Annotated in this window: 8 protein-coding genes and 1 rRNA gene; 4 read left to right on the forward strand and 5 right to left on the reverse strand. The window is 52.0% G+C overall.

Features of this window, described 5'->3' with window-relative positions:
• Positions 1 to 7 precede the first annotated feature (7 nt).
• Positions 8 to 1,546, reverse strand: a 16S ribosomal RNA gene (locus G9Q38_RS12565).
• 764 nt (positions 1,547 to 2,310) lie between these two features.
• Between G9Q38_RS12565 and rng the strand changes: the two genes are divergently transcribed.
• Complete coding sequence (rng, locus tag G9Q38_RS12570; protein ID WP_166131545.1) at positions 2,311 to 3,774, forward strand: ribonuclease G; 1,464 nt, start codon at positions 2,311 to 2,313, stop codon at positions 3,772 to 3,774.
• A gap of 24 nt (positions 3,775 to 3,798) precedes the next feature.
• Here rng and G9Q38_RS12575 read toward each other — a convergent pair whose 3' ends face one another.
• On the reverse strand, positions 3,799 to 4,209 hold the full coding sequence (locus tag G9Q38_RS12575) for a hypothetical protein (RefSeq protein ID WP_166131550.1): 411 nt from the start codon (positions 4,207 to 4,209) through the stop codon (positions 3,799 to 3,801).
• Positions 4,210 to 4,262: 53 nt separating this feature from the next.
• Positions 4,263 to 6,041 (reverse strand): lipid A export permease/ATP-binding protein MsbA, encoded by a 1,779-nt coding sequence (msbA, locus tag G9Q38_RS12580; RefSeq protein WP_166131553.1) that lies wholly within the window; start codon positions 6,039 to 6,041, stop codon positions 4,263 to 4,265.
• Between the two features lie 162 nt (positions 6,042 to 6,203).
• On the opposite strand from msbA, the gene G9Q38_RS12585 reads away from it, so the two are divergent.
• Genes G9Q38_RS12585 through G9Q38_RS12595 form a run of 3 tightly spaced genes read left to right on the forward strand, consistent with a single transcriptional unit; the run spans position 6,204 to position 8,148 of the window.
• Positions 6,204 to 7,130, forward strand: a complete 927-nt coding sequence (locus G9Q38_RS12585; protein WP_228276130.1) for a glycosyltransferase family 9 protein — start codon at positions 6,204 to 6,206, stop codon at positions 7,128 to 7,130.
• Positions 7,127 to 7,891 (forward strand): YdcF family protein, encoded by a 765-nt coding sequence (locus G9Q38_RS12590; RefSeq protein WP_166131559.1) that lies wholly within the window; start codon positions 7,127 to 7,129, stop codon positions 7,889 to 7,891. Before G9Q38_RS12585 ends, G9Q38_RS12590 begins: the two co-directional genes overlap by 4 nt.
• A 2-nt stretch (positions 7,892 to 7,893) precedes the next feature.
• The gene (locus tag G9Q38_RS12595; RefSeq protein ID WP_166131562.1) at positions 7,894 to 8,148 is read left to right on the forward strand and encodes a YkgJ family cysteine cluster protein; all 255 of its coding nucleotides are present in this window, start codon (positions 7,894 to 7,896) and stop codon (positions 8,146 to 8,148) included.
• Here the strand turns inward: G9Q38_RS12595 and G9Q38_RS12600 are convergent.
• Both G9Q38_RS12600 and G9Q38_RS12605 read right to left on the reverse strand, forming a co-directional pair.
• Entirely contained in the window at positions 8,121 to 9,287 is a 1,167-nt protein-coding gene (locus tag G9Q38_RS12600) for a glycosyltransferase family 4 protein (RefSeq protein WP_166131565.1), read from the reverse strand. The two genes, G9Q38_RS12595 and G9Q38_RS12600, sit on opposite strands and share 28 nt — an antisense overlap.
• Positions 9,280 to 9,987: a polysaccharide deacetylase family protein gene (locus G9Q38_RS12605; RefSeq protein WP_166131568.1), complete on the reverse strand. Its 708-nt coding sequence runs from the start codon at positions 9,985 to 9,987 to the stop codon at positions 9,280 to 9,282. Before G9Q38_RS12605 ends, G9Q38_RS12600 begins: the two co-directional genes overlap by 8 nt.
• Positions 9,988 to 10,006 lie beyond the last annotated feature (19 nt).

The following is a 10,006-nucleotide window of genomic DNA, read 5'->3' on the forward strand; positions in this document are numbered from 1 at the left end:
TTCTCTTAAAGGAGGTGATCCAGCCGCACCTTCCGATACGGCTACCTTGTTACGACTTCACCCCAGTCATGAATCCCACCGTGGTAAGCGCCCCCCTTACGGTTAGGCTACCTACTTCTGGTGAAACCCACTCCCATGGTGTGACGGGCGGTGTGTACAAGACCCGGGAACGTATTCACCGCGACATGCTGATCCGCGATTACTAGCGATTCCGACTTCATGCAGGCGAGTTGCAGCCTGCAATCCGGACTACGATCGGGTTTCTGAGATTGGCTCCCCCTCGCGGGTTGGCAACCCTCTGTCCCGACCATTGTATGACGTGTGAAGCCCTACCCATAAGGGCCATGAGGACTTGACGTCATCCCCACCTTCCTCCGGTTTGTCACCGGCAGTCTCACTAGAGTGCCCTTTCGTAGCAACTAATGACAAGGGTTGCGCTCGTTGCGGGACTTAACCCAACATCTCACGACACGAGCTGACGACAGCCATGCAGCACCTGTGTTCCGGTTCTCTTGCGAGCACAGCCAAATCTCTTCGGCCTTCCAGACATGTCAAGGGTAGGTAAGGTTTTTCGCGTTGCATCGAATTAATCCACATCATCCACCGCTTGTGCGGGTCCCCGTCAATTCCTTTGAGTTTTAATCTTGCGACCGTACTCCCCAGGCGGTCAACTTCACGCGTTAGCTGCGCTACTAAAGCCTAACGGCCCCAACAGCTAGTTGACATCGTTTAGGGCGTGGACTACCAGGGTATCTAATCCTGTTTGCTCCCCACGCTTTCGTGCCTGAGCGTCAGTATCATCCCAGGGGGCTGCCTTCGCCATCGGTATTCCTCCACATCTCTACGCATTTCACTGCTACACGTGGAATTCTACCCCCCTCTGACGTACTCTAGCCTGGCAGTTAAAAGTGCAGTTCCAAGGTTAAGCCCTGGGATTTCACACCTTTCTTGCCAAACCGCCGACGCACCCTTTACGCCCAGTAATTCCGATTAACGCTTGCACCCTACGTATTACCGCGGCTGCTGGCACGTAGTTAGCCGGTGCTTATTCTGCAGGTACCGTCATCAACGCCAGGTATTAACCAGCGCCCTTTCTTCCCTGCCAAAAGTGCTTTACAACCCGAAGGCCTTCATCGCACACGCGGGATGGCTGGATCAGGGTTGCCCCCATTGTCCAAAATTCCCCACTGCTGCCTCCCGTAGGAGTCTGGGCCGTGTCTCAGTCCCAGTGTGGCTGGTCGTCCTCTCAAACCAGCTACGGATCGCAGCCTTGGTGAGCCTTTACCTCACCAACTAGCTAATCCGATATCGGCCGCTCCAATAGTGAGAGGTCTTGCGATCCCCCCCTTTCCCCCGTAGGGCGTATGCGGTATTAGCCACGCTTTCGCGTAGTTATCCCCCGCTACTGGGTACGTTCCGATACATTACTCACCCGTTCGCCACTCGCCGCCAAAGTAAGCAAGCTTACCTCGCGCTGCCGTTCGACTTGCATGTGTAAAGCATCCCGCTAGCGTTCAATCTGAGCCAGGATCAAACTCTTCAGTTTAATTCCTGTTAATTGCCATATTTCCTGTCCTTCAAAAAGACCAGGTCATACGTCGCGTACTCACTCAAAAGAAAAAAGACAGGCTTAAAAGTAAACACCAGATAAAATCCAGCATCTACCGCCTTGACTTCTTACTTCATCACTTGCGAGCACTTCTTACTACTTGCTTTGGCTCAGGCATTTAACCCTGATGCGCCACTACTTAGCAACGTAGCTTAAGTGCCCACACTTATCGGTTGTTTCGTTGTTAAAGAGCAGTTTCGCTAACCCAACCCAACCGCCCCACAACCAAGTTAAAAACACCTAACTTGCCGTGTGAAGCGCTGTTCAAGCAGCGAAGAAACGAGATTATGAAGCAGTTTTTAAGAAGTGTCAAATGAGAAGACAGAAATTTATTTCCAACCACTCTTGACCCAACACCCCGCCTCAGAGCCCCGCCCAGCCCATCAACCACACCCGCATCTTGCTCCGCAAAATACACGCCTGATTAATGACTGTCCCTTTTAAATCACCCTCTTAAATATCCCCTTAAATTAAGGGTTATCCCGAGGCCGTCTCCAAAGGGAACCGAACTGTAGCATGACTGTCATTTAGTTGCAAACGAAATGCCATTTAAATTGGCTATACGCAAAAAAAAAATGCGTGCCACATTAAATAAAACTGGCCGACGCTTCGTCAGGCAATAGAGAAGCTTCTCTTCTTGCGACGTGCGCCGATCATGGCATACTGAACGCATTCCCCAAAAATAATCACACTGGCTGAAAATGGCTGAAGACATACTCATTAACGTTACCCCTTTTGAAACCCGGGTGGCCATCGTGGAGCAAGGCGCTGTTCAAGAGCTGCATATCGAGCGCAGCATTCAGCGTGGACACGTGGGCAACCTGTACCTGGGGAAAGTGGTTCGTGTATTACCCGGAATGCAAAGCGCATTTGTCGATATCGGGCTGGAACGAGCCGCTTTCATTCACGTAGCTGATTTGCGCCAGAATCGCGCAGAACGAAATGCCGGCGGGACCCTGACCCCTATCGAAAAACTGCTTTTCGAGGGGCAATCCCTCATGGTTCAGGTCATTAAAGACCCCTTGGGCACCAAAGGGGCCAGGTTATCTACGCAAATCAGTATTGCCGGGCGGATGTTGGTGTACTTGCCTCATGAGCCTCATGTTGGCATTTCCCAAAAAATTGAAGGGGAAGAAGATCGTCTGGCACTGCGCGAACGCGTTGTACAGTTAATGCCCGACGACGAAAAAGGTGGTTTCATCGTACGCACGCAGGCCGAAGGAGCAAACGATGACGAATTAGCCGCCGATTTATCCTACTTGCGGGTGCTGTGGACCCGAATCACCACCAAAGCAAAATCTTTACCGGCTCCATCCTTGCTTTATGCCGACCTAACACTGGAACAGCGTGTGCTCCGAGACATGGTAAGCCCCGAAACCGGCTCCATTTTGGTTGATTCACGCGCTACGGCGCAGCGTTTGAATGAATGGGCAGACACTTTTACCCCATCCGTAAAGGAACGCATTTCGCACTACAGCGGCGAGCGCCCACTTTTCGATACTGCTAATGTTGACGAAGAAATAGAGAAAGCCTTGTCGCGACGCGTAGACCTCAAATCTGGAGGCTATCTGATCATCGACCAAACAGAGGCACTGACAACAGTAGACGTTAATACCGGCGGCTACGTCGGAGGGCGCAACTTCGATGACACGATTTTCAAAACCAACCTTGAAGCGGCCGTTGCCATTGCGCGGCAATTACGCTTGCGCAATTTGGGTGGCATTATCATTATCGACTTTATTGATATGGATGACTCCGAACACCGCGCATCGGTGTTGGCTGAGCTCAACAAAGCGCTAAGCAAAGACCGCACGCGTATGACGGTCAGCAGCTTCAGCCAATTAGGTTTGGTTGAAATGACACGCAAGCGCACGCGCGACTCATTAGCACATCAATTGTGTGAGCCGTGTCCAACCTGCCAATCCAGGGGGCATGTTCGTACGCCCCGCACGCTGTGTTATGAAATTTTGCGAGAAATTCTGCGAGAATCCCGACAGTTCAATCCAAAAGAATTTCGGGTTCTGGCTTCGCAGGCGGTGGTTGACCTGTTTCTTGAAGAGGAAAGCGCTCACTTGGCCATGCTGGGCGACTTTATCGGCAAGCCTGTTTCTTTGGAGGTTGAAGCCGCTTATTCACAAGAACAATACGACATTGTGCTTATTTAGCTATTAACTCGAGACAACGAAACACTATTCAGAAACAGGACACTTTTCGGGATTCAACACGATATCGAACATTTCCTGAACCTGATTATTAGTGGTGGCGTAATAACTATAAACACGACCACGGGTGAGCCCGCTGGTCATTCTGGCCAGCGACAACACCACCATTTCACTGCTGTTCGTTGCGCCGGGCCGAAACGGCTTTGTTACCCGGGCGTTGGCCGGATACAGCTCGTCGCGCGAGAACTGAACCTCGGCGTTGCACGCAGCCTGATGCTTAAAAACGGCGCGCTGAATTTGGACAAAATCCTGCTCAAGCTTGCGCTCGGCACGCAAATAAAGCGGATCCTCAATGACATCGAAGGAAAAACCCTTGTTATCCGCGGCACAACCGGCCAACGCAAGAAAACCTAATAACGCAATAAATTTTTTCATCATTTTTCCGCTGTAAATCTTTTGCCAAATTCCCCGCGCGACCTGCTTCCAATGAGTCAGGTCGCGTCACGAAACTGCATGTTGTACAACATAGCGTAGCGCCCTTCCTTGGCAAGCAGCGCTTCATGGTGACCTTGCTCAACGATTTCACCAGCATCAAGCACGACAATCATATCGGCTTTCTGCACGGTTGACAGTCGGTGTGCAATGACCAAGGTGGTTCGTCCGGCCATCAAATGTTCCAGCGATGCCTGCACTTGTCGTTCTGACTCATTATCCAATGCTGACGTGGCTTCATCAAGAATCAGAATTGGCGCATCTTTAATAAGGGCGCGCGCAATTGCCAAACGCTGACGTTGTCCGCCTGACAACTGATTGGCATTCTCACCGACCCGACTATGAAGGCCATCGGGCAGCGCACGCACAAAATCGTGCAGATTGGCGGCCTCGAGTGCTGCCCAGATTTCCTGTTCATTAACTTCACGCAATGCGCCGTAACTCACGTTCTCACCGATCGTGCCATCAAAAAGTACCACGTTCTGGCTGACGAGCGATAGCTGCGCGCGCAAACTTCGTAAAGAACATGCCCCAATAGGCTGACCGTCAATAAAAATCTCTCCCTCGGTAGGGATCACAAACCGTGGCAGCATATTCACCAGCGTTGTTTTACCGCTGCCGGAGCGACCGACCAACGCAACGGTTTGTCCGGGTTTTACCGACAACGACACATTGGTTAAAGTATCAACTTGGGCATCGGCAAAACGATGACTTACGTTCCGATACTCAATGTGACCTGTCACTGCCTTGGTAAACTCAACTTTTCCTTCATCAGGCTCCGGGGTTTGATCAATTAGACCGAATACGCTTTCGGCGGATACCAACATTCGCTGTGTCGCGCCGGCAATATTGGTTAGCCGTTTTATCGGATCGAAAATCTGCCCCAATGCGGCCATAAACGACGCGAAACTACCCACCGTCAAACCTTCGTTATTCGCCTGATATAAAGCAACGGCAATGACTGCCGCGACCGACACACCCACAAAAAATTGGGTAATAGGTGACATGGCGGCGTCGGAAGATGCCGCCCGCATGGCAAACCTGCGCAACCGACCGCTAACGTATTCGAAACGTGAGGACTCATGATCATAGCCATCGAACAACTTAACTTCTCGTTGGCCGTCAATTGCCTCGCCGACCACCCGCGTCATTTCTGCGTTCATATTGATCGTGTCGCGATTTATGCGGCGCAGACGACGAATAAAAATGCGTGAGACATAGACTGAGAGCGGCAAAACCAGCAATACAATCAATGTTAATTGCCAAGACATATATAGCAACACGGCAAACAATGACACCACGATCAGCGTTTCACGCGTAATAACCGTGATCACTTCCGTAGCCAGGCCGGAGACGTTACCCGCATCGATTGTGAAGCGATTCAACAACCGACCGGTATCGCCATTGCGAAATTCGGCGTCGGGCAACCCCAACAGTCGCTGAAACATTTCCCGCCGAATCCCCAAAAGCAGATTATTGGTTATCCAGGCCATAACGTAAGAACTGCCGAAGGTACATATCCCGCGCAGGAACATGAGTCCGACAACCAATGCGGGAATAGACCATATGTATGACGGCTTCTGCCCTGTAAAGCCTTCGTCGAGCAGCGGCTTCATAATAATGGCCAGCGTAGGCTGGGTTGCTGCGCTGATTGAAAGGAGAATAAAGGCAACCACAACCGCCTTCCAGTACTTGCCCAGCCGCACATAAATGCGACGCCAAAGGTCGAACTTCACTGGGTCGGCATGCGCAGGACCGGATGAGAAAACTGAACTCAAGAAATGACTCGCTTTTATACTATGCAACAATTGAAAAAAACATTTTAACTGCGCAACAGGAACTGGAACACGCAGGACGGCAATGTTTCTCCCACTACGACCATGACAAACCCTAAACCCACTCTTTACATAAGGCTTCCAAACTGGATTGGCGATGTTTGCATGGCACTACCTTCGTTGAATGCAATATTACAAAGTGGCATGCCAACCGTGGTCTGTGCACGCCCTTGGGCTGAAGACCTCTTGCGAGCTTATGCCATTGAAGGCTTCATCCCGATGAACGGCGCATGGAGAAAGGATCGCAAACGAGTAGCCGAACACAGGCATCAACATGGCCATGATCATGCCCTGGGTTTGCTGTTGCCCGACTCATTGTCCAGTGCATTAGTCTTCAGGTTAGCAGGATTGCAATGCGCAGGTTATCGCGATGACGGGCGCAGCCTGCTATTAAAATGGCCTTTTTCAAAACCTGTCCCGAAACCCCACGCTGTGGAGTCGTGGTTCATGCTAACCCGGTCGGCTTTGAAAGTTTGGGGTTACGCCTTAAGTACTGAAAAGCCCGGCCCAACGCTTGGCTTATCCCTCACTTCGGAACACGAGGCTGCCGCCCAGGAACTACTTACGCGCGCCGGCCTTAAACCCGGTGGCTTTATTCTCATTGCCCCCACGGCAACGGGTCGTCACAAAGGGCAAATTAAAGTTTGGCCTGGATTCGACTCCGTTACACGTATCTTGCAGGAAAAAGGTTTCAAGGTTGTCATGTGCCCGCCACCCAATGAAAAAGAAGAGGCTTTGCGCAATGCACCGACAGCATATTGTTTAAACGCGCAGGGGTTGGGTGCTTTTGCTACACTCACGCGCATGTCTGCTCTTGTTATCTGCAATGATTCGGGCGTGTCGCATTTAGCAGCGGCAGCAGGCGCCCGACAAATAACGCTGTTTGGTGTTACCGATGCCAAGCACACCGGCCCTTGGTCACCCTCAGCTGTCTGCTTGGGCGAGATGGGTCAATGGCCCGATACTGATATCGTGCTCGAGCACGTACTGCAATTTCTGAACAGTCAGTCGCCAAGTACACAACCGTCATGAATGTGACCAATTTTCTGGCCAATCTCATTATCCCGCTTAATCTTTGTATTACGCTGTTTTTTATCGCAGCCATTCTTTTTATGCTCAGATGGCGACGATTGGCATGGGGGATCGCACTATTCAGTCTGGCCTGGGGCCTGTTCTGGTCACTGCCGGCGTCCTCTTTATGGGCCGGGGGCAGACTGGAGCAATTCCATCCATACACCCCACCTGATCTGCTGCCGGACGTTGACGCCATTGTGGTTCTGGGCGGTCACACTGCCGGCGGACGTGCGAACTGGTTTGAACCTTATGACTCCGACAAGGTTACAACCCGCAGCGATACTGCGGCCCGTTTATTCAAAGCCGGTCGGGCACCCTTCATCATACTTTCGGGTGCCGCTCTGGACGGCGGCGTGAGTGAAGCCCAGGCAATGGCCAATGCTCTGAAACGCCAAGGTGTACCAGAGAACGCGCTTATATTAGAGCCCGAAAGCCTGACGACTCGGGAAAATGGCGTATTCACAGCCCAATTAATACAAGAGCGAAATTTTAAAGACATTTTATTGGTCACTTCGGCGCTGCACATGCCACGCGCCACCGCGGTCTTTGAAAATCTCGGCGTAAACGTCATCCCTGCACCCTCGCCACCGCAGATAACGGTACCCGATGACCCCGATTTTGGCTTCTGGCTCCCCGATGGACGCACCTTTGAGGCGGCACGCTCAATCATCAAAGAATATGCCGGCCTGGTCGTATATTGGCTGCGGGGCTGGGTATAACGATGAAATGTCGCTCACATTGCGGCGCATGCTGCATCGCCCCTTCCATTTCCAGCCCGATTCCAGGGATGCCACACGGGAAGCCCGCGGGAGAACCCTGCATTCATCTCGACACTGCTTTTCGTTGCACTATTTTCAACGACCCACTTCGACCACAAGTTTGTCACGATTTGCAGCCATCGGAAGACATGTGTGGTGATCACCGCGAGCAAGCTTTACGCTGGCTGGGTTATTTGGAAGATGCAACCCGCCCATGACGCTCTTGCAGAATTTCGGTATATAAAACTTCATAGCGGCGAGCCACCTCAGACCAACTATGGCGTTGGACCAGTTTCCGACCACCCCTTACAAGCTGCTCTTGCAATGTGCTCGATGCGATAAGTTGTTGGATGAACCCCGCCAGTTCTTCATTGTTTTCAGGATGCGACAGCACAAGAGCGTCAATATTCGGCGTTACGTACTGCGCGAACCCGCACCATGGACTCGGACTTAAAATAACGGGTAGCTCGTAAGACATTGCCTCGAGCGGCGCCATACCAAAGCTGTCATTCAAGGTTGGATGAACATAGGCGTCAGCACAGCTGTAATAAGGCGTTACATCGGACGTTTCATCAACAGTTTTTACGCGCTCGGCAACTGACGGCGCGTTGCGTCGTATGTAGTCGCGTGTCGAGGCGTTACCTCCGACAACCAACAACTTCACATTGGTCGGTAAATGCACAAGCGCTTGCAGAACGGTATTCAAACCCTTGCGTTGAGGATTACGTGCCACTAAGAGGCATACATAATCCTCTTGCCCCCACCCCAAGCTTTCGCGCAAAGCATGACTTTGTTCGTCGGGTAACTGAGCCGCCGGAACCACACCCGGAGCAATTACCGGATAGGCCTCAACTTCGCCTCCGTAAGCACTGTTCAGCTGCTCGGCAATCAACCCTGAAACGGCAACGGCCCGGTGTCCCGCACGTTGACGCACCCGCTTACGTTCGAGCGCTAAATACGTTTGCACCCTGGGGCTTGCAAAAGACAATAGCCACTTGATAAAGGAAATTTTACGCACGCGCCAGTTATACCGAACCGGCGTAACGTGAACGACCTCGACATCGCCACACCACCCGTTCATGTGCGAATGAACAATATCGAAACCCGACTGTGTTAGACGGCGTGCACGCACAGCAAACCACAACACGCGCAACCAACTGGGAAGCCCCTTGCGTGTCCGGATAGGTACAAAAGGCAGACGCAAACCCGACTCACCGTCGTACTCGCGCGCAAAAACCGTGATGTCGTGGCGCTGTGCCAGCTCGCGCATGAGCTCGACACCATACGCCTCAGCGCCGCCAAAGCGTCCTCCGAAACGATCAACTACAAAAGCGATTTTTAATTTATGTTCAGCCACTGCGTCGCCTGTCTTCCAAACGCGTGAGACACTTCTGTAAAAAACGAAAAATATTCGTTGACCTTGCTACAGTAACACGAGGGAGTCCGAATAAATCATCGTCGGGTCTAACCAGACCTCGCACGGTAGTCGTTGCATTGCTGTAGCCCGCTTTTCGCACCCACTCTCGAACGCCCGGCGTTTCGGAACCGTAGGGGTAACAAAATGCCCCTATTTCCGTGTTAAGCAAAGCCCCTAACTCCGTTCGCGATTGAGCGATCTGTTGATACGCGATTTCCGGCGAAACTTCGGACAGATGCACGTGATCAAGTGTATGAGACCCAACCTCCTGGCCTGCCGCTGCCCACTTGCGCATTTCGTCGACCGACATCAAAGGTGAATGCGGCACACCTTTGTGGGCGTCCCACACGTTTGCCCCGTCGAACTGGTGGACAACAAAATAATTGGTTGAAGTGAACCCCAAACGATTCAAAATCGGCAACGCGTTCTCAAAAACGTTGCGATACCCATCATCAAAAGTAATACCAAACACCTTGCCTGACGCATCGCCGCGCAAATAAGGCATGAGGTCGCGCATTGACAGTCCGCGATAGCCCAAACGACTCATCCATGTCATTTGGCGCGCAAAGTCGCGCGGATGCACCGTCAGCCCCCGATAAGGCGTCCCGCGCGGTGACGGTATACCAACTTGGTGATACATGAGAATTGGAATCATGCGG

Source organism: Pusillimonas sp. DMV24BSW_D, assembly GCF_011388195.1.
In the GTDB taxonomy this organism is placed as follows: Bacteria; Pseudomonadota; Gammaproteobacteria; order Burkholderiales; family Burkholderiaceae_B; genus Neopusillimonas; species Neopusillimonas aestuarii.

Coding starts and splice junctions, on each gene's coding strand:
- G9Q38_RS12595 (WP_166131562.1), top strand. CDS start 7,894: ATGAAATGTCGCTCACATTGCGGCGCATGCTGCATCGCCCCTTCCATT.
- G9Q38_RS12590 (WP_166131559.1), top strand. CDS start 7,127: ATGAATGTGACCAATTTTCTGGCCAATCTCATTATCCCGCTTAATCTT.
- G9Q38_RS12585 (WP_228276130.1), top strand. CDS start 6,204: ATGGCACTACCTTCGTTGAATGCAATATTACAAAGTGGCATGCCAACC.
- G9Q38_RS12605 (WP_166131568.1), bottom strand. CDS start 9,987: ATGTATCACCAAGTTGGTATACCGTCACCGCGCGGGACGCCTTATCGG.
- G9Q38_RS12575 (WP_166131550.1), bottom strand. CDS start 4,209: ATGATGAAAAAATTTATTGCGTTATTAGGTTTTCTTGCGTTGGCCGGT.
- rng (WP_166131545.1), top strand. CDS start 2,311: ATGGCTGAAGACATACTCATTAACGTTACCCCTTTTGAAACCCGGGTG.